Origin of the sequence: Entomomonas sp. E2T0, from assembly GCF_025985425.1 — a bacterium.
Classification (GTDB): Bacteria; Pseudomonadota; Gammaproteobacteria; order Pseudomonadales; family Pseudomonadaceae; genus Entomomonas.
On the sequence record NZ_CP094972.1, the window covers coordinates 2,521,499 to 2,548,120 of the forward strand.

The window sequence follows — 26,622 nt, forward strand, 5'->3', positions numbered from 1 at the left end:
AAAATACCTATAAGTGTTAATAAATATTCTAAGTAATTGTAGTTATAATATTAAATAAGTTTCCGCTGCCGAACGGCCTCAAATAAACAAATACCTGTTGCTACAGAAACATTTAAACTACTTACACTACCCAGCATAGGCAGTTTTACAAGATAATCACAATGATCTCTGGTTAAGCGACGCATCCCCTTTCCTTCTGCCCCCATTACTAAGACAGTAGGAATAGTTAAATCTTGCTGATAAATTTCTTGTTCAGCTTCACCTGCTGTACCAACAATCCATAAACCACGTTGCTGTAGTTTTTCTAAAGTACGTGCAAGATTAGTGACAGTGACTAAAGGAATAACCTCCGCAGCACCACAAGCTACTTTTCGTACAGTAGCATTTAATGTAGCTGATTTATCTTTGGGGATAATAACAGCCTGAACGCCTGCGGCATCTGCTGTTCGTAAACAAGCGCCTAGATTATGTGGATCAGTTATATTATCTAATACTAATAATAAAGGTGGTTCTGCTAGTTTTTCTAATAACTCTTCTAGCATAGCCTCATTCCATACTTGACTAGGCGAAACCTCTGCAACTACACCTTGATGTACAGCATCCTCAGCGGTTAGCTCATTTAGCTCATCTCGGCTAGATATTTGTATTTTAGCATGATTTTTTTTAGCTAACTCAATAATATGCTGTATTTTGGGGTCTTGTCGACCCTCCAATATAAAAAGTTGCTTAACACGTTTAGGATGATGATTAAGTAATGCTTCTACTGCATGAATACCATAAATTTTTTCCCATTGACTCATAGCTTTTTCACCCTAGCTTTTCTTTTAGTGGATGATTTTGATTTTTTAGTAACTGCTTTTGGCTTTTGCTGGAGAATAGCAACTTCAGAAGCCAGAACTTGTTGAGCTTTTTTAACTTTTACAGAACGTTTTTTACGCTTTGTTTTTAATGTTGATTTTGTTAATAAACTATCTGCTTTTTCTAATAACTCGTTATCTACTGTTTTACTTTCATTATTAGTTTTAGCAACTTTTAATTTAGTTTTAGGACGTTTATTAGAGGTATTAGCTCTTGTTTTTGAGTTAGGTAATTGTTTTTTACGTTTGTTAGGTATTGTCAAATTTAACGCATTTTCAGCTAAATCAAAATCTATTTTTCGATCATCCATATCAACACGTGTAACAATAACCTCTATAGTATCACCTAATCTAAAAGTCCGGCCACTACGTTCACCTTTTAGGTGGTGATGAATAACATCAAAATGATAATAATCACCAGGTAATGCGGTAACGTGAACCATACCTTCCACAAAAATATCAGATAATTCAACAAATAAGCCAAAACTTGTTACCCCAGTAATAATACCTGTAAAAGTTTCACCTACTCGCTCTTGCATATATTCACATTTGAGCCAGTTTACTACATCTCTGGTAGCTTCATCAGCACGGCGCTCACATGATGAACAGTGTTCGCCTAATTTCTCTAATTGCGCCTCTTCATAAGGATAAATAGTTTGTTTAACTAAACTAGTAGCCCCTACTCTTCGTACATGCTCTGATTGCTTTTTAGAACGAATAATACTTCGAATGGCACGATGTACTAATAAATCAGGATAACGACGAATAGGCGATGTAAAATGTGTATAGGCTTCATAATTCAAACCAAAGTGACCATGATTCTCTGGGGTATAATGTGCCTGTCCCATTGAGCGTAACATAACCGTTTGGATTAAACTAAAATCTGATCTATCTTTAATTTTTTCTAATAAATTAGCATAGTCTTCAGGCGTTGGATCACCTGATCCCATAGAGAGTGATAGCCCCAAACCACCTAAAAATGCTTGTAACTTTTGCTGTTTTTCTTCTGTAGGACCATCGTGTACACGGTATAAGCCAGGAATATCATGGTTCATTAAAAATAATGCTGATGCCACATTTGCACAAAGCATACATTCTTCAATTAAACGATGTGCTTCATTACGAACAGTAGGTACAATTTCTTTAATTTTACGATCAGCACCAAATACAATACGTGTTTCTTGGGTTTCAAACTCAATAGCGTGACGTTTATGACGAGCTGCTAACAACACTTTATATAAAGCATAAAGCTCTTTTAAAGGTTGCATTAAATGTGGCATTTCTTTACGAATAAATTTAGCTTCTGCACTATTAGGTTTTTCTAATAATTGACTCACTTTATTGTAAGTTAAACGTGCATGAGAATGAATGACTCCCTCATAGAAGAAATAATCCGTCATTTCTCCTTTTTTATTAATATTCATCTCACAAACCATTGCTAACCTATCCGCCAATGGATTAAGTGAGCAAAGTCCATTCGATAATACTTCAGGCAGCATAGGAATAACTTGTTCAGGAAAATAAACAGAAGTTCCCCTCTTCTCTGCCTCTTCATCTAAGGCAGAACCAATTTTCACATAATGAGAAACATCAGCAATAGCCACATAAAGTGTCCAACCTTGCTTAGTGGTTTCTGCATAAACTGCATCATCAAAGTCTCGAGCATCCTCGCCATCAATAGTAACAAAAGATAGTTTTCTTAAATCAACCCGCTTCTTTTTATCCTTTTCTGCTACTTCTTCTTTGATTTGTGCAGCTTCTTTTAGTAAAGCTTTTGGCCACTCATGGGGTAAATCATAGCTGCGTAATGCAACTTCTATTTCCATACCTGGTGCCATATAGTCACCAAGCACATTGGTTATTGTACCTTGAGCTTGGCGAAATACAGTAGGCCATTGTTCAATGGTTACTTCAACAAATTGACCATGTTTAGCAGCTCCTTGTTTAGAAGGAGGAATAAGAATCTCCTGTGGCATCTTAGGATTATCCGCCACTACATGCCCTAAACCACTTTCATTATAATAACGTCCCACCAATGTTTCATGAGCACGTTCTGCTACTTCAACAATAGCCCCTTCACGACGACCTTTACGGTCATAGCCAGAGACACGAGCTAACGCCCTATCACCATCAAATACTAAACGCATTTGACCAGGACCTAAAAATAAATCATCACTACCATCATCGGGTACTAAAAAACCAAAACCATCTCTATGACCGATAACACGGCCACGTATTAAATCTAGCTTATCAACAGGTGCATAAGCTCCGCGACGAGTATAGATAACTTGCCCATCACGTTCCATTGCACGTAAACGACGCCTTAAAGCCTCTATATCATCTTCGTTAGTTAATGCAAACTCTGTTATTAATTGATCTCTAGTCGCTGGAGCCCCACGCTCTTCTAAATGTTTAAGAATTAATTCACGACTAGGAATAGGATTTTCGTATTTTGAGGCTTCTCTTTTTGCCTCAGGATCAAGATCACGCCAATTGGCCATGTGTTTTAAATTTTCCTCATTAATTAAATAAATACAACTTCATTATTATCGTTTAAAAATCTCTTTCTATTACTTTGAAGAAGGTGTATCTGTCTATTTTTACGTACTTTATTGTAGATTGCTAGCTTTTTATTAAAAATAGTACATTCGTTCATATTCTAAATATTTTATATTTGCTAGTAACTATTATTTTATAAGTTGTTAATATACTTTAATAGCCATAATCAATTATTAATATTAACAATATGTTACTTTTTAAAAATAGTTCTTCTTTCAATCATTTTTGTTATTGTTAAAATAAACTAATAGGATAAAACAGGCTTAAACTATTATGACTCGCTTAACCAAAATACTAAGAGTGTTGCTTATAGTCCTTCTACTATTCGCTTTGCTAGGGGTATATGGTTGGAGTCGTTGGCAAAATTTAAAACATGATCTTGGCTTAGAAGTTAATTGGCAAGATTTAGGTGTTAGCTTTAAAGGTTTAACCATTAAACAACTAACAGCTACTCAACAAACAACTGATGGTAATTTAACAACTATCAACAGTCAAAATATTGTACTTTCATGGTCTACACTGACCATGAAACAATTATCTGTACAATGGCAACAAGGAGACTTTATCGCCCAAAATACCATTCAAGAAGACCAGCAACCACTAGATATCCCCTCTTTATTAAATAACTTAAGCTGGGCACCTAATACTATTAAGATTGATGAATTAATAGTCACTTTACCCTGTGCTATGGGACAATGTAAGACAACAGGAACTGTAACCCTTTTACAAAACCAACAAACAAATCTACCCTTCTCTTTACAAGCTAATCTATTTAATAATAATGACAATTTGTCAATCAATGCTAATCTTTATAACAAAGATCAACAATATGATTTACAGCTAACCACAGATTTTAATACACAACCACTATTAGCATTAACTACACAAATTGATAGCCAACAGCTTAGGGATTGGCGTGGGCAACTTAAACTATTTAAAATAGATGATACCCGAGCTTTATTTAGTTGGTTACATGAGTGGTTACCTGCTCAACAAACGATTACTGAAATACCACAAGCAATGCAAATCAATGCTGATTGGCAACTACATTTTCCCAATGGCATGACTGACTTTAAACCTGATCAAGGTTACTTTAATTTAGATGCATCTTTACCTAACCCATGGCCAATTATTAAGTTAGGTTACTTACAAGGGATTATGAAAACCAAAGTTACCCTTAATAATTACCGTCCACGAATAGAAAAATTAGACACTGATCTCAAATTAACAAATTTGGATCAAAGTTTACTCGAACAATTGCCTAAAGACTTACAACCTAACAGTGTTAGTTTAAAACTACAACCATTAGCCATTACTGACCAACATACTGAAGCTGATAGAGCCTTAACGGTTCATTTAAATATAGAAGGTACATTAAATAGCTTATTTACTACCAATATATTTATTAATACTAAACAAGCTGAAATACAATTTGAAGAGGCATTATTACAAGCAAATACTAAAAAACTAACAGTGCTAGGATATAATTTAGAAAATGGTCGTTTATCATTACCCTTTACAGCTACAGTAAATCCTAAACAAACAACCATAACTTTTGATAACACAACATTAATTACATTACAGCAACTAACTGACAAAGAAATTAATGCTAAAAACTTACAATTAGCTGCTAACAACTTAAAAACAACGATCAATTATGAAGATAAAAATAATATCAAACTAACTGCTACCAGCCCTATTACTATTTCTACCTCATCATTAACTCATACATTATTAAAACCTATTAGTTGGCGACTAACAGGTCAACTAGCTACTGATTTAACACAAACAAGTTTTACAGGAAAAATTACTAATGGGGCTGATTTATCAGCTGATATCAGCGTTAAAACTGATTACAGTAAACAGCTAGCTATTACCGCAAAAACCCCTGATCTATTTTTTAGAACCTCTAATATGTTTGCCAAAACGTTTAAAGATTGGCCTGAGCTATTAGAAATTGCTACAGGTAAAATAAGCTTCAATGGTTCCGTTACTATTCCCATTGATAAGGGTTTATTAAAAACGAATGCAACTGCAAAGTTTAGTGGCCTTTCTGGTATTTATGATCGTAGTGAGTTTAGAGACCTATCAGGCTCAGCAACCATTAACTTACAAAATAATCGACTAACAGTAAGCTCTTCAGATCTTACTTTAACAGAGGCTAACCCAGGCTTTGTTATGGGGCCTGCACAGTTCAAAGGAGATTATACAGCCCCTCTTAACAACCTAGATCAAGGAACAATTAATTGGACAAAAATGGAGTTAGGTATGTTTACAGGAGAAGTATGGTTAAAACCAGGCCAGTTAAACTTAGCTAAATTACCACAGCAATTAGATTTGCAAATAAAAGACTTACAACTAACAGATATATTAAAAGCTTATCCTACAGAAGGACTTGATGGTGAAGGAATATTAGATGGAACATTACCCATTATTATTAGTAAAAATGGTATTGATGTAAAAGATGGTAAACTAGGTGCTCGTAAAGCGGGCTTTATCAAATTTGACTCTCCCTCTATTAAAGCTATGGGACAAAATAACCCTAGTATGCATTTAGTAACTGAAGCACTAGAAAACTTTCAATATACTGTATTAAGTAGCCAAGTTTCTTATGACCAAGGTACTGCCACTCTTGGATTACAAATTAATGGTAGAAACCCCAATGTAAAAAATGGGCAACCGATCAATTTAAATATCACCTTGCAAGAAGATATTCCTGCATTAATGACAACATTACAATTGAGTGATCGTGTCAGTGAAACTATCCGTGATCGTGTACAAAAACGTTTACAACAACGTTCTAGTAAAAATCAATAAAGATCGTTATGATGGACAAATTATATTTTAAAAGCAAAGGGGTTATCATGCGAATAGGACTACTCAGCATTTCTATTCTTTTAACTGGTTTTTTGGCAGCTTGTACACCTACCGTTAAAGTAGAAGCACCTAGTGAGCCTATTAATATCAACTTGAATGTTAAAATTCAACATGAAATTTATATTAAAGTAGATAAAGAACTAGATAATATTTTTAACAGCTCAAGTGGTCTATTCTAAGGAGACTAACATGAATTTACGTAAGGCAATCACAGTATCACTATTAGCAGCTACGTTATCACTGCCTGTTGCTGCAATGAATTTAAATGAGGCCATGAGCGCTTTAGGGCAAGCAAAAGCCAGTGGACAAGTAGGTGAAATGGCTAATGGTTATCTTGGCATCGTCAAAAATGAAGGTAATGCAGCAGTAATTACACAACTAATTAATGATGCACGTAAAAAAGAATACCAAAATTTAGCTAAGAAAAATGGTATTACTTTAAATGATGTAGAAGCTATGGCAGGCCAAAAAGCTCAAGAAAAGACACCTGCAGGACAATATATTAATGTTGGCGGAAAATGGCAGAAAAAATAGCAATCATTAACTAACAAAAGCGACCTATTAAGGTCGCTTTTTTATTGATTAAAATAAATCAGGTGTCCAAGTAACCCCAAGCATTGCGGTAATACCCTCTTCCCTATATCCATAAGTAGTTGCAGGAGCAGCCCAATTATTAGGATCAGCCTTATAATCATAAGTATTACGATAATAGGATTTATCCAATAAGTTATCTATCTTAGCATCAAACTTAATGGCTGGAGTTGCTTGCCAACTACCACGAATACCTAATAAACCATAACCTGGAATATCAGCAGTATTCGTTGTATTACCATAACTAGAGCTAGCAGCTAACCAGCTAGCACCAAATGAAAAATCTCCAAACTTTCGATCAACATCTAAATTTAAAGTTCTTCTTGCTCGATTAGGTAAGGTATGACCTGATTTAGCATCCCTAGGATCAATCATACTAACAGCCAATACACCTATCCATCCTTGCCACTCTTGTTGTAACGATGCTTCAAAACCATTAATACGTGCTTTATCAATATTCTGCATGTTATAACTACTATCTGAAACAATAGCATCACGTATCACTGTACGATAAACAGAGGCTTCTAAATGCGTTTTTTCAGCTAGTTGATTACGCCATTGAATTTCATAGCTTTTAGACTTTTCAGGATCTAATTTTGGATTTGCTCCCCAGCCAGGTGGTGCATAAAGATCATTAAATGTTGGTACACGAAAACCTTCGGCATAAGAGAAAATTAACTGATTATCAGGATTAATATTAAAACCTAAACTGGCATTCCAAGTATTTTTACTACCAAATTGTTGGTTTTTATCGTGTCGTAAACCCAACTCAGTAAAGACAAAATCACCTTGATAACTATGCTGAATAAAACCAGCTCTATTCCAACGGCTTGTTCTCTCGTAATCGGTGCTACTATGCAATTTATCGTTTAAATAATCTACACCTAATAGAACTGTATTTTTTTCATTCAAATTAAGTGTGTTCAACCAAGTTACTGAGTCACGGTAAGTATTATAAACAGTACTGGTTGGACTATACTTATCTTTAGATTTTATTTTGTCTTCAGCATGGCCTGCTTCTAAACGTGTTGTCCAAAAATCATTAATATGATAATTAAAATAACCAGATGTACTACTTAAACTAAAATCATCATAAGGCTTAGTATCTGGATAACTCATATAAGTTGCAGGATCATAACGACCATAAGGATTATCATATTCAGTTTTACCACGCTGATCTAATGCATTAAAACCAACATCAATGTCATCAGTTAACTGATGACTAAAGGTAAAACTAAATGATTTATTGCGATAGGCATCATGATCATGGTCTGATGGAAAAGAACGACGAGTACGGTCTATGCCTTGAGTTTCATATAAAGAAGTATTTAAACTAAAACGTGTTTTATCATTACCGCCTGCAACACCTAAACTTTTCTCCCAAGTCCCATTACTACCACCTGCAATACGCAACCGTGGTTTTATACCATTGCCATCTCCCCTACGAGTAAAAACTTGTATAACACCACCAATAGCATCTGCACCATATATTGCAGAACGAGAGCCACGTAATACCTCAATACGTTCAATTTGATCGATAGCTAAATGTTGTAATGCAGCCCCACCTGCTGAAGCTGAACCAATACGTTGTCCATCGATAAGTACCAAACTTTGTGCTGTTTTAGTTCCCCTAATAAAAATGCCTGTATTACTTCCCATTCCTCCGGATTGAGTAATCTGTACACCAGGCACTTTATTTAAAAGCTCTGTAACATTAGAAGGTTGTAAACGATCAATATCTTTTCGAGTAAATACAGTAACAGCTGCATTTGTTTCCTCACGGGGTTGAATATCCCTATTAGCTGTCACAACGATGGTATCTAATTTTAAAGCATCATCAAGAGGTTCTTTATTAGTTGTTTCTTGGGCAAATGTCGTACTAGTAGTGGATAAGAATAAAATAGATACTGATAGAAAAGATAATTTCATGTTAACCCTCAAAAGTATAATTCGGCTTTTGAGGAGGGTAAAACAGGCAGCATAAACCCTAGCTGCTGGTGGAACCCTCCGCTACACCAGTAGTAAATTGCGCTATACCTATAAATAAGTAATTTAGGGCGGTCTCCGGGCTTATGATCTGCTTACTCCACCTTCCCATAAAAATTACAGTGGTTATATTAGAGAGCAGTGCTAATTTAGCTATCAATTACCGTTGCGGGGGCAGCACAGGATTTTAATGAATCACCTGTTTCCCACTTCCTAACGCAAAATCAGATGCTTACATTAAAATAGAATGTTACAAGTTACAAGTAATATTATTGTATTATTTACTTTTTAGTCAGCTAAATAAGAAGAGCGCGTTAATCCTAAACGAAAGGCATCAAGATATTGATTACGTTCATAAGATGTTAAATGTGCACTACCTACTTTATCTCGATAAAGATTAATCAGTTTTTCAGGTGACATATGCACATAACGCAACATATCTTCAATAGTATCATGGGTTTCTATACCTGAGTATTCAACACTACCATCTGCACGTTGATAAATATTTACAGAGTCAGTATCACCAAATAAATTATGCATATCCCCCAAAATTTCTTGATAAGCACCTACTAAAAAAATACCAATAAGATAGTCTTCACCATCAACTATTTCGTGTACTGGCATTGTGCTTTCAATACTTTGCTCATCGATATAGCGTTGCAATTTACCATCAGAATCACAGGTTAAATCTTGTAATACTGCGCGGCGTAAAGGTTCTTCTGTGAGGCGTTGTAAAGGGATAGTTGGTAATACCTGATCAATCGCCCATGTGTCAGGTAAACTTTGGAAAACAGAAAAATTACATATATATTTATCAGCCAACTTATCGTTCAACTCATCCATAACAGGACGATGCGATTTTTGACGGGCTTTTAACTGGTCAGATAAACGACGACAAATAGCATAATAACATTGCTCTGCCACAGCCTTTTGCTCCATATCCAATTTACCCACTGAATATTGAGCAGACGCTTCCTCAATTAAATGTACTGCACGCCAATAAATCTCCGTTACCATCTCAGGGTCAGTGGGTGACAATAACTCTACTAATTGCTGGATAATTTCAGGCTGTTCAAGCAAATTATCAATAACAGGAGATTGATCATTATGTTTTTCTACATCTGTAACATTAACTACTAACACCGCATGATGTGCTGTAATAGCACGACCACTTTCGGACATAATATTAGGGTGTGGCAACTCTTGCAGATCACAAAACTCCTTAATCATCCCTACTACACTTGCTGCATAATCTTCCATATCATAATTAATAGAGCTATCATTGCGAGAGTGTGTTCCATCATAATCCACCCCTAAACCGCCACCAATATCCACATAGTCAACAGGTAAACCTAAACTACGTAACTCTCCGTAATAGCGAATAGCTTCTCTAAAGCCACGACGATAATCTGCAAGATTAGAAATTTGCGATCCCATATGGAAATGCATTAAGCGAATACCCTGCGCTAACCCAGCATCAGTGAATCTTTTTACTACGCTAAAAATTTGTGCAGCAGATAAACCAAACTTAGATTTATCTCCACCTGTATCAGCCCATTTACTAGAGGCTAAAGAAGATAACCGAACACGTAAGCCAATCTGTGGTTCTACTGCTAAGGCTTTAGATTCCTCAATAACAAAAGGGACTTCAGATTCTTTCTCAATAACAATAAAAACATTATGCCCTAACTTTTTACCCATTAAAGCTAAACGTATAAACTCACGATCTTTATAACCATTACAAACAATAGTACTGCCTTTCGGTGCTAAAGCTAACACAGCCATTAACTCTGGTTTAGAACCTGCTTCAAGGCCAATAGAAACTTGCTCTGTAGCAATAATATTGGCTACCACTGCTTCTTGTTGATTAACTTTAATAGGATAAACGGCTGTATATTTTCCAGCATAATCTAAACGGGCAATTTGTTCATCAAAGGCACCTGTTAAACGACGTACACGATCTTGTAAAATATCAGGAAAACGCAATAATAAAGGAAGCTGTAAGCCAGACTCATTTAATTGATTGATAAGTGAACGTAAATCAATATTGCTGGTATTATTTCCTTGCGGATGAACTAATAACTTTCCCTGCTCATCAATAGAAAAATACCCAGCGCTCCAATGCCTAACGCCATAAACACTGCGCGTATCAGCTACAGTCCACTCACTACCATCATCTTTACGGGTACGCTTAATAACTGTTGACATTACTTGCCCTTATTATTTAATAGGGTTTTAGCCCCCTGATTTCTTAACGTTAAAACCACGCTTAACAAGTTCTTGCATTAACAACTCAACATGCTCACCTTGAATTTCAATAATGCCTTCCTTTAAAGTTCCACCTGTGCCACAACGACGTTTTAAAGCTGTTGCTAAATCTTTTAACTCTGACTCTGGTAAAGGGATACCTGTAATAGTTGTAACAGTTTTGCCTCCCCTTCCTTTAGTTTCACGGCGAATACGGACAACACCATCGCCTTCAATCACTAACTGTTGCTTACAGTCACATTGATTGACAGGTTTTCCACAATCTGGGCAATGGCGCCCTGAATCAGTTGAATAAACTAAACCACCTAAATCTGCTAAAGAAGATAGTTTTTTAGCCACACTATTAACCCTGCTCTAATAAACGACGTAAATCTATTACTGCTGCATTAGCACGTGAAATATAACTTGCCATTACCAATGAGTGATTAGCCCAAAAACCAAAACCACTACCATTTAAAATAACTGGACTCCAAATAGATTGCTGAGTAGCTTCTAAATCACGAATAATTTGTCTTATGCTTACTAAAGCACCTTTCTTAGCTAAAATATCTTGAAAATCAATCTCAACTGCACGTAACAAATGAGCTAAAGCCCATGCTTGACCACGTGCTTCATAAAACACATTATCTATCTGTAACCAAGGTGTTTTATCAATCTTTTCCTTAGCAGAAGGATCATCAGTAATATCTTTAGCGGATAACTCAGCACTTTGTTGTCCAACACTAGCTGATAAACGTTGCGAAATTGAACCTAATTGCGTTTCTACAAGCCCTAACCATGCAGCAAGATTATCTGCCCTAGCATAAAACTTACCATTAGAATCATCAGGATTTAATAATTGTTTTTCATAAGCAGTTAAAAAATTAATACCATTTTGATAACGCTCTTCAGCAGCTGGAAATAACCAACGTGTTGGCTCTGTACTAAAATTTTCAAACGCTTTAGATAGGTTAATATTTTCAGAAGACTGTGACTGAGAACGAGAAAAAGCCCTTTGCATGGCCAATGTCATATCACGAGTTTGTTTTAAAACACCTATTTCCCAGCTAGGAATATTATCTAGCCATAATCCTGGAGGAAACATATCATTATTAAGATAACCACCTGGTTTATGAATAACTGTAGAAACCACTCTTTTTAAAGTTTCCACTGTTGTAAAACCAACAGGGAGGTTTTGTGGGTCTAACTGCAAAGCAACAGCAGCTTGTTGAGCATTTTCTTTTACAGAAAACATCTCAGGCTCATTACTCCAATACATACCTACTACTATACAAACCAGCAAATAAATACCTATAACACCTGCGCTAATTCTTATTACCCAGCGTTTAGTGTTAGATTTAGGTTCTATCACAGCTTTTTGTTGTGCAGCTACATCTGTTGTGTTCTTTTTTTTAAACCCAAACATAATAGTCATTCAGCCTTGTGTTAAATAGATTTTAATAAATTATAACGATAGACAATACTTGTTGCTATTTTATTTCTAATAATAAAGATATTTTTATTACAGAACATTAATAATAGTATTAAGTTAGCTTCTATTCGAACAGCTAAAGGGCTAAATAATCTGTCTTATCTTAACTTGTCCTTAATTTTTCTATAGGAGGATAATGAAGCTGAACCTCTAGACCTAAACCATTAGGACGAATTACAAAAGGACAATCTGGATACCTATGGAGAACAATGTCAACAAAGCGCTATAGAACTAGAGAACCCGCAGAATTAAATCTTGAGCATAAAAAACATCTGTTATAGATTGCCCTAATCACAAACCTTACTCTTGATCTTAGATACTCTTACGAAGAATTAGAACAATCCTTACATCTTAACTATATGAAATAGATAAATTATATAATTTAAAAAGACCTTCACTTAAGCTTGTTAAATAAATATTGATTTCATGGTTACATCATAATCAACTGGAAATTAATAATTTTATCTACAGCTACTTAAAGCTGATAAAGAAAACTATCATATATATGAACTAATAGACTTCAAGCCATTAGAGGGATAAAGAAATATTATGCTATTTTAGAAAAATAGTAGTGAACAATTTTCTAGTCATAATACATAGGTCTAATAATAAACTTTCCTAATTAGTTTATTATCATTTTGCACTAAAAGAAGTAGTGCTTTTTGCTTCAAAGGAAATTTCTAGGAGAGATATTATGAAAAAACTAATGACTACATTCGTAATAACTGTAGGAGTTATAGCTGGTTTAACATCTTTACCCGCTAATGCAGCAGGTGAAATCACTTATGGCGCATGGTATTTTCAATCAAGTAAAGCAAGTATGATTGGCTTTGATATGCAATACCAATGCACTTACTCTAGAACTCGCTGGCAAGCTGGTTATGGTAGCTTACAGAATGAATATTATGTTATATATGTACTTAATAAGTCATGTCCATCTGTTGCACAAGCAGGTCTACCTAAGTAACTCCATGGTTCTTATTATTTTTCAAATATAAAAGCACTTAAGTAATATTGAGTGCTTTTGCAGTCTAAATTAATACTATATCCACTAATAATCAGTAATATTATCCCTCTAATAGACTATAATCGTAATTAAATCTGATAACCCAAAAATATTTTAAGGATATTCTCTTATGAAACGATTTCTAATTATTTGTTCTGCTTTATGCCCTTATTATTAAACGCTAATGACTGCAAGCCCACAGCTAACCCCCTTAGTAAAATCCACTAGGTAAAGACTGACCAATCCAGTTATTAATAGTTTGATTTTCATATTTCTTTGTCTTGAACTAGCTTAGTAGCTTGTTTCTCTGTCTCAGTTCGTTTAGCTTCTAGCCCTGTGATATAAACTCTATTTTACTGTGCTTAAATACTTACTACACAAAGCGATAAAGCGCCAAAAATCACTGCCTCTAATATAATTTTTAAAGGCTTTGTTTCTTTACCATCATATAAAATACGTAGTATTGCTATAATTGAGGCCATAATTGCACCTTGCCATGTAGCTGAAGCTGTTATTGCTAGGTAAATTGATTGCCATAGATTAGGATCTTTATTTGGCATAAATTCTCTTAAGTAAAGTTGTATTATTTCAACACATCAATGTGTGATAATATTGAATTGCAATACCTTAATGCAGATAAAAAAGCCCCAGTCTATCGTTAGAAAGGGGCTTTTAATTTTAAAGATTAAATATAATATCTGTAGCCAGCATTGATTTTAACGCTTGTTTTGCTTGACTCTCAATCTCTACAACAGAAGCATTAGAGTTTGCGATTATTTTAAATTCAAATTCTGTATGAAGAAACAGTTTACTTCCATGAGTTTTATAAACATCATCATTTGGAACTATTTTTGACATAGCAACAGGGACAGTTACTTTATATACATGTTTATTAGGCTCAAGAACCCATTCTGTTTCTCTCTCAACTTTCAAAGCTGAGCTTCTTGTAAACTCATTAACATATGGCATTATGAAATTTCCTTTATTTTGTTAGTTTGGAAATTCCATAATAGTCATTTAATACAATTATTTATTTTGGCTTTAGCAAGAATAAACAGGCATAAAAAAAGCCCCTCCTGTTATCAGATGCGGCTTATATGTATTAATTAATTTGATGTACAGTAGCTAGGTATATTTCCAGACTGGCCAGAAAAAGAGCAATCCCACATATAACCAGCAGAAGTGGGGCTCATTTTAAAAGTAAGTGTTTGACTGCTTAAACTAGGCATATATGTATGATTAACAAACTTTACATTCACTGTACAGTCCTCATTGGCGTCAATCTCGTCCACAAAAGAACTTAATGCTAAATTTTGTCTAATTGACTCTTTTGTAATAAAGCTCAATTTACAATTTAATGTATTTGAGTATTGATCACTCATAGAAAGTCTAAATGGGCGTGCAAGATAGCTAGCCTCACTTACTGCCATTTTTTCAATATAATCTATACGATCAGGGTCTAATCCAGCAGCTTGTATTTGAAAAGATGATATTGTGATCCCCAAGAGTAAGGATATCATCATATATTTTAATTTCAATTTAAAATCTCCTTTTACTATTAATGGAGATTTCATTTTAGTAATATAGGAGTGTTTATTCTTTTGGCTCTAGCAAGAAAAAAAGACATAAAAAAACCAACAATCAAGCTGGCTTTCTATGAACGGATTTTTTAATTATAGAAATTTTTCCATTCCCCATCCTCATAGTCAAGTAGTTAGATTATCTCTAAGGCTATATCAGGATAGGACAAGAAGCTGAACCTTTAGAACACTAATAGTTGGGGAAATGGCTATAAATCGATAGGGAAATGATTTGACATTGATTAATTCAGAACATAGAATACGCAACGCCTGCCTCGGTGGCGGAATTGGTAGACGCGGCGGATTCAAAATCCGTTGTTAGCGATAACGTGCGAGTTCGAGTCTCGCCCGAGGCACCATATGTAAACCCTAGCTTGTTAATTTAACTAGGGTTTTTTATTTATATAATTTCTATCAACCCCTAATTTAATCCCTATCTTATTTTTAACCTATCCTATTAAGTTAAATTTCAATTTTTAATTTCACAGGTATAAAAAAATCCTATAGTAGGGGCTGCCTTTAGAATACTGGCTAAATGATTATTTATGCCACGTCCTATATTACTTTTGACTATGGCTAATACTCTGGTTTGTCTGTCTTATTTCTTAAAAAATCATCTTTTTTTAAATAAGGAACTTATGTCTCCAAATATTGAAAAGATTATTAAAGCAATACCTATTACAGTACATCCTACTATTTCTTTCATAGAAATAGTTCCATTATCTAATACAACATAATTGGGATTATCTTCCTTATAGAGTACTCGTACAGTATCACCCTTCTTAAAGCTATTATATGCTGTATCTCTAGAGGTTTGGAAATCATAATTACTATCTTGTTTATCTGTAAAACTTATTGTTAAACGAGAGCCTTTATTCCTGGTAGAGAGGATATTAGTATCTTTTTCAGTAACTATTCCTATAGCTGGAATACCATTTTTGTACATGTTGTCTTGTTTATTATATAAATAAAAACCTATGAGCAATACAGCAATGCCTGTTAAAGCAGTTATTAATCTTTCCAAAACTAATTTACCTCTGTACATAAATAAAAATCTTCATAACATAAAACTATAAAGTTCGCCCTGCCATTAATTTTTAACTAATTATAGTTTACTGTGATAATTTTGAATTATAGCAATATTATTTTTATTTTAATGTCAGATTTTTAGACAATGGTAGAAAAAGCCCTTACTTTGTAAAAGTTGCCTTTATAATGCAAGTATTGCAAGGCTTATATTGTAACACTTAGACAAAAAGCGTTATTTTGTAACGTTTGAAAATTTGGTTCAATAGCCATCCCGCATATTTCGGTTTTGGTGTCATACCCTACATTTCTAAGTACTTCGTTTATGGCATTCTCTGAAGTGGATTTAATACCATTAAGTAAATATAAAATTAAGGGCAGATCAAAGTATTCTGATCTGCCCTTAATGCTTAAGATACTATATTAGAAACGAATTTTAAGCCCAACAGAACCATTAAAATCATTTTCAATTTTTGTTTTATGACCACTATTTTGGAAGCTTCTACCCATTTCAGTATAAACCTGAACATTGTTAGTAATACCCCAAGTTGCACCTACAGCTAGTTCAGTAGTGCTATAGCGTTGTTCAGTTTTCATGATTGTTTTACCATCTGTACTAGCTAAATTTTCAAACGATACAGTATCTTTACCATTTGATAATTGCTGCCATAGGTTAACACGAGCATAAGGTTTTATTTTACCATAATCAGTATTCATATCTTTTGTTAACCGAAGACCTAAACGCCCCATGACAGAATCATCAGTATCAATTTTAACACGTGTGGTTGCATAACCTTTTAAGTTAACATCTTTAAAGTCACTGTGTTGGTAAACTAATTGCGCTTGTGGTTCAACTGCCCAACTAGTATCACCAAAATAGAATGGTTTTCCTATTTCAACAGATGCAACATAGCTGTTAGCATTTGGATGGTATTTCTCACTACCTTGTTTAGGCTTTAGATCAATACGATGATGTCCATATTGCAATACATTATCAACATAGAATCCATTATCATCTGTCCATGTTGCATAGCCACCCACATAGGTTGATAAAGCAGAGTTATCACCTAACGATCCTGCACTTCTAGTACTAATACTGGTATCAGTATCCATTATGGTAGTGTAGAGACCAGCATTCCAATTGCGATTGCTATAAAGATCAAAACCTACTTGCATACCGTTCATATTAGAGTTAGCTTCTGTACCTAAAGAATCACTTAGACGTTGACGGTTTGATTGATGTATATAACGAATCCAAAAACGTCTGTTATTTTCTTCATCTTTTGATACATAAGTGTCGTCACTAGAGGTTAATTCATCACCCACCCGTAAATGTAAGTTTCCTAATACAGCAAGATCGCCTTGACGTACGGTAGTACCTATACTGTTAAAAATAGATACTTCTGGACGGAAAGAAGCACGTAGATACCAATTTTCACCTAAACCTGAAGCATCAGCAGCATGTAAGCTGTATTGATAAGCACCTGCTTGAATAGTAGGAGCACCTAAAGTGAACGCATCTTTTGTAGTTTGAGCTGTAGTTGTAGCACCATTAAGTGCCTCCACTACCACAATACCATCACCTGTAGTTGACGCACCTAAGCGACTGGCATCCACTTTTAGTAAAGTGTTTCCTGATGCTGTACCACCATCAATAACCAACTTATCAGCGATACCTGTACTATATTGTTGGGCAGCAAGTTGTATTACACCACCTAATCCCACATAATTGCCCTTAACAGTTAATGCAGATCCAATATCACCACCGCGCAAATTAATGGTACCTTGGTTAACTAAACCAGCAACTACCTGATTATCACCGCCTGTATCTAGTAACGCACCCTGACTAACTGCATGTGCGGATGCTGCACTCAATTTATTAGCACCTTTTGCTAATAACGTACCATTCTCTACTAACGTAATGCCTGAATAATTATTATTACCACTAAGCACGGTAGTACCAGTACCTTGTTGCCATAATTGACCTGTACCTGAAATATTACCATTCAACTCTAACGTATTTGAACGATTTACTTGTAACACACCATAGTTGACCACATCACCAATAATACTGCCCGTTGTGCCACCTGTACCTAATTGTAAGTTACCTTTGGCAATGGTAGTACCACCTGTGTATTGACTGTTTTGGGTTAATGTTAAAGTACCGTCACCTGTTTTAATTAATTGACCATCACCTACTACGGAGCTTAATAAGGAAACATTTTTACCATTCGTATCAATAGCTCCTCCATTATCAACAACACTTACTGTACGGCTAGTATCAAAAGCATCACCATAGCGTAATGTACCACCATTTAGAGTAATACCTGTTCCAGACTGGCCTAGGTTTTCATCACGTGAAACCTCTAAGATACCACCACGTACCTGTGTACCACCACTATATAGATTTGTACCAGTAAGAATTAATGTACCTGCGTCTGTTTTCACGACACTACCAGTACCATCAATAACAGAGTTAACAGTTGCAGTATAATCAGCACCTTGTGTCGTTCCATCACCAACCCGAATTATAGTATCTGTGGCATTAGCAGTAATTGTTCCATCATTTATTACATAACCATCTGTAGTAAATTGCATACCACTAATCAAAATTTTACCTAGGCTATTATCAACAGTAACATTACCCTTCTCACCACCAAATACGGCAAATGATCCATTACTAAAAGATGCATTGATCGCACCTTCTGGATTGGTCTCATCCGTTGTCCAGTTATCATTACCTAGATTGTTTTGCCAAACGCCATCACCACCATCAATTACACTATTATTTTTTAATACACCGCCAGAGCCGCCAGTACCATCCCAGAATCTTAACTCTAGACCAGCTTTATTAATTAAGTTTACTTGATTAGCAATTGAAGTTTGAATATAAAGGTCATCAGCAGCACCTGGCACATCACCAAATTCCATAATATTGTTTGTTAAATTACCTGTGTAGTTAAATACACGATATACACCCACATCAAAACTACCACTTGGTGTTTGAGTAATGTTCAACTTACCATCAAGAACCAAATCGCCATTAACATTAATCAAGTCATTAAGACTTCCACCAACAGCATAGGGTTGACCAAACTGGAAATCAACTTGAGAATTTTGACTAAGTTCTAAACCACCGACAGTAAAGGTACCTACACTGTTTAAATCGGCACCTGCTGCTATGTGGCCATCATCAGCTACAGTGACTTTACCGCCCATAGTGCCATTACCACCTAATGAGCTATTGGCTGCAACAGAGATATCTCCTGTAGCGGTTTGCTGATTACCATTAACTAATAATACACCTTGTTCTACAGAAGTAGTGCCAGTCCAAGTATTATCACCTGTTAACGTAAGGGTACCAGTACCTACTTTTTCTAAACTACCACCATTACCACTGATAATACCGCTAATAGTATCATCTCGATTAAGTGTTCCTTCTCGTAAGGTTGTAGCACCTAGTTCTACATTACCTGCACCAGACAGAGAACCAATGGTAGTGGTATTATTAGCACCCGCTATATTAACAATACCACCTGCATTATTGGTAATAACACCATTTTCAGCTTGTGCATCATCAGCAAATGTTACTAAACCAGTATTATCAATTTGTGCATTACCTGCATTGGTTTGATCTTTAAAGTTCATTGTGGTGTTAGTAGCTAAAGTAAAAAGACCATTGCCACCATTAGCCGTATCAGCGAAATTGATAATAGAACCATTTTTTGCATCAGTAACACTATCAGCAGCTGATGCTGTATTGTTAAAGTTTAAAAGACCATCATCAAGACTAAAATTATGACTCTCCGCTGCTGCATCATTATTAAAGTTAATAGTTCCTTGATGATTAATAGTTATATCACTGCTAGCAAGGCCAAATACACCTGTGGTATTAGCGTTAACAACCACATTACCATTACCATCTTTACCCGTTACTGTGGTACTTCCTTGATAGGTATTTTGTCGATTTAACTCTAAGGTACTATCAGCACCATCAGTTGTAGAGTCCATTACAGTTAATTGACCCTCACCACCAATCAAACCCGATGGTGTAAATGTATTGCCATACAAGTCAAATTTCCCACCGCCAGTCTCGCTTAGGAAAATAGCACGATCTGTATCAAAATCAGCACCTATTTGTAATGTGGAATTATTATTAATCAGTATAGAAGTACCACCTAAACCTAAGTTATTATCACTAGCAACGTTTAAAGTACCGCCATAAATTTCTGTACCACCACTATAAGTATTATTACCACGTAAGACTAAACGACCGGGATCATACTTTAATAGTTTTAGTGAATCTGTAAAATTTGTATTTTCTACTAAATCTGCATTAATAGTTGCTGTAACATCCGCCCCCGCTCCACCTGCACCTACACGGATTGCATAATAAGCATCAGCTACTGTTTCACCTTCTGCTGCATAATTAACGGAAGGAATTACATCAGTGGTTGCATCAATTACTAAAGGCACTGTACCATCAGGATATGTCGCATTAGTTTCTCCATTTATAACATATCCATCTGTCAGAAACTGCATACCAGAGCTAATGACTGGACCATTGACATCGCTAATCGTTACAGTTCCTTTTTCACCGCCAAATACTGCAAAATCCCCTTGAGCCCAAGGAGCATTTCCTACACCATTGGATGTAGTCCAGTTATTTGTATCACCTACTGCATTAGACTGCCAAATACCATCACCACCATCAATAACACCATCACCCTCAATACCTGTTGCGCCATGATGTCCAGCAACATCAGGACCATCCCAATATTGTAACTTATGACCGTCTTCAGGAAACCCTAACACCAAGTTAACTTGATTTGCTAGTATTGTTTGTATTGTGTATATACTTGAATTTCCAGGTGGAAGAGAGCTAATTTCTAAACCATTATCAGTTAATGCACCACCATAATTAAATAAACGATAAACTCCTGGAAGGAATGCACCGCCAGCAGATTCAGTTACATTAAGCTCACCATCTAATACTAAATCCCCTTTTACATCAACTAAGTCATTTAGAGGGCCGCCAGGAGTATAAGCCTGACCTAACTCAAACTTAACATTAGTTGTGTCTGCAAGTGCTAAATTGCCATTAATGGTTAGTGTACCAACACCACCATCACCTGGAGTTAACGTAGTATTTCCTGCAAAAGTAACATCACCACCAATGGTTCCATTACCACCTAAAGTTGCACCACTCGCTACAGTAGTAGCGCCTGTTGCTGCCGACTGATCACCATTGATAATTAAAGTGCCTTGATTAACTAGTGTCTCGCCTTGATAAGCATTATTACCATTAAGACGAGTTAAACCTGTACCAATTTGATGGAAAGCACCTGTGCCCGTAATAGCACCATTTAACTGCACAGTGTTATTACGGTTAACAACAAAAAGACCATTATCAATAATATTAGTAACTTCAGAAAGACCACCTGTACTGCCACCATTACCCAGTTGCAATGTACCACCTGCATCAATAAGCGTATCACCCGTCCAAGTATTATCGGCTAATAATGTTGTTGTACCGCCTGTAGCCCGCTCTACCCCACCGCTACCACTGATAATACCTGAATAAGTCTGATCTGCAGAAGCTCCATCAAAAATAACTTTACTAGAAGCACCACTTGTTTCAACATCATAGTTATTAATAGTAGCCAAATCAGCATTGACTGTATTATCACCTGTACGTAAGGTAGCTCCATCTGCCACACTAATTTTTTGTACACCTGATAACTCAAGGTTATTTACTACTCGTACATCTGCTGAACTACCCGTAACATTAAGTTGACTCCAGCCTGTACCAATATTAGTTGCAACAGAGAGATCATCGTTGGCAAGTGAACCAATCAACGCAGAACCTGATGTGTTACCATTCCAAAGATGCGTATTGGTTAAGGTTAGAGTACTATTACTTCCTCCTTCAGTGAGAATATGGCGAGTTTTAGCCATATCCACATCACCAATCTGAGCAGTATCATTACCGTCTGCACCAGTGAAATCAACTTGCCCCTCAAAAACACCATTATTCCAAATAAAAGTATCTGTACCACTACCCGCATCAATTACACCACGAGTAAGTGTACCTGCTAAGGTAATAATGTCATTACCTGAACCTGTAAGAATGGCAGATGCTGTATCTGTTGCTGCTTGTAATATACCTTGATTAGTAACGGTATTATTAGCAGTACCTGTTGCATCAATAACAGTTGAATTTTGACTATTAGCTGTAATAGTACCTGTATTAAGAATTGTTCGATTAGCGGCTGAACCATTAATTTTAATTAAAGCTTCTGGATTGAGCGTACTACTTGAATTAATAGTACCACTATTAGTAAAGTTAGAAGCATTATCAGCAAGGATAGTACTGTGCACATCACTACTTGTCTGAATATTACCACTGTTAGTCACTGTATTAGCATTTTGTGCAACAATCGCAGCACCACTGCCTGAACTCATTGTAATATTAGCACCAGATACAACATTACCATCTGTTTTAGCTAAAATACCAACACCATCATTACCTGTTACATTAATGGTATAGCCTGTACCAATCGTCAAATTACCTGTAGTATCACTACCATCCGCTTGCATAAAGGCAAAACCTGAACCACTACCTGAAACATTAAGAACATTACCCGTACCTTCCGCGGCAAATGTTACAGCAGTACGAATAGCAGGGCCATCATCCGCATTAATAGTGACATTATTAAGATCAACATTGGAAGTATCAGCATTATTGTTAATACCTGCGCCTGAATCAGTAATATCAATCACTGTATTACTAGCTGTTAATGATGAAGCACCCGCATCCATACGAATACCATCAGCACCACCAGAAGCAACAATATGATTATTGGTACCTTCAATGGTTAAACTAGCACCATTATCAATTAACTGTACTGCGGCCAAACCACCATTAGCGGTTACATTACCTAATTGAGTAACTATTGCGCCTGCACCTTGAACTTTTACCCCAACATTACCACTACCCGTTGCACCACTTACAGTAATATCACCAGTATTAGTTAAAGTACCTTGGTCTTTAATATACACACCAATATTATCAGTTCCTGATACATTTAAAGGCGCATTATTAATACCAATACCACCATTATGTAGGTATAAACCAATATTATCTGTACCACTTAAATTAATGCCATTAGTGCCATTACCATTAAGTGTAACTTGCCCTTTATAAGAAACATCATAACCTACAATACCACTTTGTGAGTCTGTGGTTATCGTTTCAGCATTAGAAACTACTTTAGTATCTAATGCGTTATCTGCCGTACCAATTTTTCCATCTATGGTATAAGTACGCCCATCAACTACCACCCCTGTGGTATTATCATGAGCAAGAATAATACCACCATTATTAATAGTACCTTGAGCACCGCCAGTAACTTTTACACCAACCGCTTTATCACCAGCCACTGTAATGGTTGCATCACCTGTATTAAGTGTCGTTAAAACATCATCAGCGGTTCCGCCAGAACCATCTACACCATTATCAAAACCATTTGCAAATACACCTATAGACCCAGTACCTGTAACTGTTAAATCATAAGCACCTGCTGAAGTACCAGAGTCACCATCAAATGTCGCACCATGATCAACTAAGAATAATATGGAACCTAACTGACCATTATCATTTAAGGTAGCATTAGAAAGATTAATTTGTGAATTCTGTCCATAGGCGTAATAACCTATTTGATTGATATTATTAAATGTAAGTGTAGAATCAGGCCCCACATTAATAGTAGCATCACCCCGTGCATGTACACCAATAGCACCAGCTGATTGTAACTCAATCGTGGAGTTAACATTAGCTGTTGCTAAATTACCACCAAGCCCTTCAGCAAATACCCCATAGTTACGATAAGTATAAGGATTATTATCACTACCGCCTGCATCGCCTGCTGCACCTACGACAATTTTACCTGTGTTAGTAGATTCTACCGTAGCTGCGGCATTTTGAGCCTGTACATTGATAGCAATATTATTATCACCAGATACATTAATAGTGCCATTATTAGTTACATTGTTTGTATCAATTACAGATAAACCATAGTTAGGAGCTGCTGTACCATTAACTAATTTACCAAGTACATTAATAGTACCATTATTAGTAACCTGACCAGTAGCACCATCAACTAACATACCTACAGCATTACGTGTATTCTCACCTAATGTAATGGTACCATTATTAACAACTTGTCCAGTGCCTGTTGCAAAAATACCTGCAGACTGTTTGGTACCACCTACCATCACATCAGGATTGTAGCCAGATGAGCTAGTAATAGGTTTACTACCTACATAAATTTGACCACTGGTTTGGTTAGTAAAAGTAGCATCATCAAAAACAGAGACACCATACCCTGTTGCACTACCATTAGCATTATTACTATTACCTACCACGGCAATAGTGCCACTATTACTTGCAACTGTTGAACCTTGCGCTTGTATACCGATGGTATTAGTTGTATTGCCATCGGTTAGAGCAACGTTAATATAACCATTATTATTTACTGTACTTGATCCTGTGGCAAGAATACCTATACTACCTTGATTATTAACATTTTGGTTAGAACCATCTTTTTCAAGGAAGAGTCCTGCATTGATTACCCCATTATTAGTAGCCGTTGAATCAGTAACCTGCATACCAATAGCCATTGGGCTAGAGCTACTAGAACGCCAAATATTTATATTGCCATCATTAGTTAGTGTTGCGCCACTATCTCCCCTCATAACAGCTGAAGCACCATTAACAGCTAAACTACCTTGACTGGTTACCGTACCAGTAGCATTTGCACCTGTGGCATAAATAACATTCAAATCCCCTGTAGCCAATGTAGCATTATTGATATGTACCCCTTTATCATCCCAAACATAATAAGTTAAATTTACACGATTTTGCTCTTCTGTTGCTAACAACCCCTGAATAATACTGTCATAAACGCCTTGTGCAATTGCTGTTGAATCTATCACTGCAGAATTATAATCAGGCAAAGTAACTTTACCTGTTAACCACAACTGAACTTGGCCTGTTCTACCACTATAATCTCCTTGACCTAATAGAAAGTCATTAACTTTAGAGATATCTTGTGCGGAATTGATAGTAAAGGTAATAGTAGGCTGTAAAGGATTACGTATAACAAAATTCCCTACCTTTATATAGTTTGGTAACGTAATACTATCACTGTAGTGAGAACTTACTGCTTGTTGAGATTTTTCTTCTGTTGGTAATACTACAGCAGGAGCAAAGTTAATATAATTATCTGAAATCCAATTAACATTACTTTTGGCTGAGCCAGTACCTTCTGCTCTTGCCAAAGTAGAGTTTTTTGCTAATAGATCAATCGTGTTTGCCGCTGCAGCAATAGGGGTTGAGCTCTCTGTATCAGCACCAATATTGATATTAGCGGTACCTCCAACAGAGGTTACTTTTGCAATACCAAAGTTGTTATAAATGCGAAAAGAATTTGGATCATATACACTTAATGACAAATCACCGACTAGCGAAGTACCTGGTGATGAAAAAGTAGATGAATCGTAAACTTTAACTACTGAGTAACCCCCTTCAAGCCCCGGCACAACCACATTTAATTCTTGATTTTGTTGTGGTATAGAGGGATTAGTAGAATAGCTAAACTGATCAATATTAGCAGAAGTTATAGGTGTAGTATTACCATTTGAATCAGTAGCATAAATAGTGGTTATTCTTCCAGGGTCGGCATTAGTCCCTGCACTGTCAGACAGCGCGTCACGTACTAATATAGAAGTGGTAGTTCCATTAGAGCCGGGGGTAATAACAGGAATAGGTCCAGTAATATTTAAAGTAGTTCCCGCTGCATAATGATTAGCTTTGCTTGTATCTCCATCAATGGTAAAGGCTATACCTGTTTCAGTAATCTGATCATAATTTATTGAGCCAGGAAATAAATAAGACGGATAAGCCGTTGACCACTCAACATCATCTGCAAATGCGCCTGTGATAATTAAGGTTGAGGCCATAGCTAATGATGCAGTACGCCCCCAACTTTTCATATGCCATTTTTTAGTTTCAGATTCAGCCACATCAGTGCTATGGGTATGATTCCATACCACGTGAAAGATTCTGTTCATTAGTACACTCCATAAATGGCATTAATTTAAAGAGAGATATGAATATCTTTCTTTGTAGCCATGATTTATAAATAACCTTACTTTGCTTCATACATGAAACAATGAAAATTTATAACTACATGAATAACTCTAAAAACTACACCATTTACTACAGTACTAAATAAACTACTACTATCAATGCTAGTTAAGCTAGCACCTTAATTAAGTTTAATAGGAGTATATAAATTCTCGCCTTTCTAGTTCCAACAAAAAATATTAGACTCGTCC

General features: G+C 35.9%; 15 protein-coding genes, 1 tRNA gene and 1 riboswitch. Of the genes, 5 read left to right on the forward strand and 11 right to left on the reverse strand.

Going from position 1 to position 26,622, the window contains the following annotated elements; translation table 11 throughout:
• Positions 1-50: 50 nt before the first annotated feature.
• Both rlmB and rnr read right to left on the reverse strand, forming a co-directional pair.
• Positions 51-800, reverse strand: a complete 750-nt coding sequence (gene rlmB / locus MTZ49_RS12225) for a 23S rRNA (guanosine(2251)-2'-O)-methyltransferase RlmB (RefSeq protein ID WP_264745817.1) — start codon at positions 798-800, stop codon at positions 51-53.
• Positions 797-3,358, reverse strand: a complete 2,562-nt coding sequence (gene rnr / locus MTZ49_RS12230) for a ribonuclease R (RefSeq protein ID WP_264745818.1) — start codon at positions 3,356-3,358, stop codon at positions 797-799. Before rnr ends, rlmB begins: the two co-directional genes overlap by 4 nt.
• Before the next feature lie 331 nt (positions 3,359-3,689).
• Here rnr and MTZ49_RS12235 point away from each other — a divergent pair, with 331 nt between their 5' ends.
• The 3 genes from MTZ49_RS12235 to MTZ49_RS12245 are packed head-to-tail and all read left to right on the forward strand — an operon-like array spanning position 3,690 to position 6,827.
• Entirely contained in the window at positions 3,690-6,233 is a 2,544-nt protein-coding gene (locus tag MTZ49_RS12235; protein ID WP_264745819.1) for a YdbH domain-containing protein, read from the forward strand.
• A gap of 47 nt (positions 6,234-6,280) precedes the next feature.
• Positions 6,281-6,472 carry a YnbE family lipoprotein gene (locus tag MTZ49_RS12240; RefSeq protein ID WP_264745820.1) on the forward strand — a complete coding sequence of 64 codons (192 nt, stop codon included), beginning with the start codon at positions 6,281-6,283 and terminating at the stop codon, positions 6,470-6,472.
• 10 nt (positions 6,473-6,482) lie between these two features.
• Positions 6,483-6,827, forward strand: coding sequence for a YdbL family protein (locus tag MTZ49_RS12245; protein WP_264745821.1), 345 nt, complete (start codon positions 6,483-6,485; stop codon positions 6,825-6,827).
• Between the two features lie 48 nt (positions 6,828-6,875).
• Here MTZ49_RS12245 and MTZ49_RS12250 read toward each other — a convergent pair whose 3' ends face one another.
• The 4 genes from MTZ49_RS12250 to MTZ49_RS12265 all read right to left on the reverse strand — a co-directional run bounded on the left by MTZ49_RS12250 (position 6,876) and on the right by MTZ49_RS12265 (position 12,543).
• Positions 6,876-8,813: a TonB-dependent receptor domain-containing protein gene (locus tag MTZ49_RS12250; protein ID WP_264745822.1), complete on the reverse strand. Its 1,938-nt coding sequence runs from the start codon at positions 8,811-8,813 to the stop codon at positions 6,876-6,878.
• Between the two features lie 108 nt (positions 8,814-8,921).
• A riboswitch (cobalamin riboswitch) is annotated at positions 8,922-9,126 on the reverse strand.
• Between the two features lie 32 nt (positions 9,127-9,158).
• Positions 9,159-11,078 (reverse strand): arginine decarboxylase, encoded by a 1,920-nt coding sequence (speA, locus tag MTZ49_RS12255; protein WP_264745823.1) that lies wholly within the window; start codon positions 11,076-11,078, stop codon positions 9,159-9,161.
• A gap of 27 nt (positions 11,079-11,105) precedes the next feature.
• A complete protein-coding gene (locus MTZ49_RS12260; RefSeq protein ID WP_264745824.1) occupies positions 11,106-11,477 on the reverse strand; it encodes a translation initiation factor Sui1 in 372 nt (123 codons plus the stop codon).
• A gap of 4 nt (positions 11,478-11,481) precedes the next feature.
• The gene (locus MTZ49_RS12265; RefSeq protein WP_264745825.1) at positions 11,482-12,543 is read right to left on the reverse strand and encodes a DUF2333 family protein; all 1,062 of its coding nucleotides are present in this window, start codon (positions 12,541-12,543) and stop codon (positions 11,482-11,484) included.
• Between the two features lie 760 nt (positions 12,544-13,303).
• On the opposite strand from MTZ49_RS12265, the gene MTZ49_RS12270 reads away from it, so the two are divergent.
• Positions 13,304-13,576 carry a hypothetical protein gene (locus tag MTZ49_RS12270; RefSeq protein WP_264745826.1) on the forward strand — a complete coding sequence of 91 codons (273 nt, stop codon included), beginning with the start codon at positions 13,304-13,306 and terminating at the stop codon, positions 13,574-13,576.
• 401 nt (positions 13,577-13,977) lie between these two features.
• Here the strand turns inward: MTZ49_RS12270 and MTZ49_RS12275 are convergent, their stop codons facing one another.
• The 3 genes from MTZ49_RS12275 to MTZ49_RS12285 all read right to left on the reverse strand — a co-directional run bounded on the left by MTZ49_RS12275 (position 13,978) and on the right by MTZ49_RS12285 (position 15,153).
• Positions 13,978-14,175, reverse strand: a complete 198-nt coding sequence (locus MTZ49_RS12275; protein ID WP_264745827.1) for a phage holin family protein — start codon at positions 14,173-14,175, stop codon at positions 13,978-13,980.
• 118 nt (positions 14,176-14,293) lie between these two features.
• Positions 14,294-14,584 (reverse strand): hypothetical protein, encoded by a 291-nt coding sequence (locus MTZ49_RS12280; protein WP_264745828.1) that lies wholly within the window; start codon positions 14,582-14,584, stop codon positions 14,294-14,296.
• 137 nt (positions 14,585-14,721) lie between these two features.
• The gene (locus tag MTZ49_RS12285; protein WP_264745829.1) at positions 14,722-15,153 is read right to left on the reverse strand and encodes a pilin; all 432 of its coding nucleotides are present in this window, start codon (positions 15,151-15,153) and stop codon (positions 14,722-14,724) included.
• Positions 15,154-15,467: 314 nt separating this feature from the next.
• Here MTZ49_RS12285 and MTZ49_RS12290 point away from each other — a divergent pair.
• Positions 15,468-15,554 (forward strand) — tRNA-Leu (locus MTZ49_RS12290).
• Positions 15,555-15,808: 254 nt separating this feature from the next.
• Here MTZ49_RS12290 and MTZ49_RS12295 read toward each other — a convergent pair.
• Entirely contained in the window at positions 15,809-16,240 is a 432-nt protein-coding gene (locus tag MTZ49_RS12295) for a DUF3592 domain-containing protein (protein WP_264745830.1), read from the reverse strand.
• Between the two features lie 404 nt (positions 16,241-16,644).
• On the reverse strand, positions 16,645-26,355 hold the full coding sequence (locus MTZ49_RS12300; protein WP_264745831.1) for an autotransporter-associated beta strand repeat-containing protein: 9,711 nt from the start codon (positions 26,353-26,355) through the stop codon (positions 16,645-16,647).
• Positions 26,356-26,622 lie beyond the last annotated feature (267 nt).